Genomic DNA, 957 nt, shown 5'->3' with positions numbered 1-957 from the left:
GAGCCCGCGTTAAAATCAAGCTTGTACTTAACATCAACACCATAAGCACTCGTATCTTGTGAAATAACGAGTAGCTCGCGCGTACCCGCATTAACGAGTTTTTGTGCTTCTTCTAAAACAGAAGAGATTGGTCGGCTTACTAGATCACCTCGCATATGCGGAATGATGCAAAATGCACAACGATGATTACACCCTTCAGATATTTTCAGATAAGAAAAATGCGGTGGCGTTAATTTAACGCCTTGCGAAGGCACCATATCGCTGTAATGTTTTGCATCCTCGATTGGCGGAATATATTCATGAACAGTATTAAGCACAGTCTCATAATCAGCTGGACCACTCACACTCAATACATCAGGGTTTTGTTGCTTGATTAGATCCGCATCGGCACCCTTACCCATGCAGCCCGTAACAATCACTTTACCATTCTCTGACAGCGCTTCGTTAATTGCATCCAGTGATTCCTGCTTTGCCGCGTCGATAAAACCGCAGGTATTCACGACAACAACATCCGCATCTTGATAACTTGGAACGATGTCATAGCCATCTAATTGCAACTGAGTCAGCAATCGTTCTGAGTCCGCGAGGTTTTTCGGGCAACCTAATTGAACCAGACCTACTTTACCAGAGGACGAAACCTTAGCTTTATCATCAGAAGGATTATTAACTTCACTCATACTAACGAAATATCTCAATAAAAGACGGGATTGATGGCGCGGAAGTATAGCGGATCAGCACTTACGTTGCATTCAAGAATCCATCACCAGCACTACCCTAAAAGTAGGGTCGGTAGAGCCAGTTGTTAACGAATGTTACAAAGAAAGGCGAATTTTGTGGGACGCCGCACTATTTATGACCAGCTGGGCTATAAACGGTAGCATTTCTATATCATTTTCTTACATAAACATGGTGGCTAAGCCCTGATATTTATCTAATCTCACAATAACGGTAACGATT

Annotated in this window: 1 protein-coding gene; it reads right to left on the bottom strand. The window is 42.8% G+C overall.

Going from position 1 to position 957, the window contains the following annotated elements; translation table 11 throughout:
* A partial coding sequence (locus A3738_RS08035; protein ID WP_156504089.1) for a radical SAM protein occupies window positions 1-677 on the bottom strand: 677 nt, incomplete at its 3' end.
* Between the last annotated feature and the right edge of the window lie 280 nt (window positions 678-957).

The organism is Oleiphilus sp. HI0066 (assembly GCF_001635725.1).
Note: the sequence above shows the minus strand (reverse complement) of the source record. Positions and strands in the feature narration are given on the sequence as shown.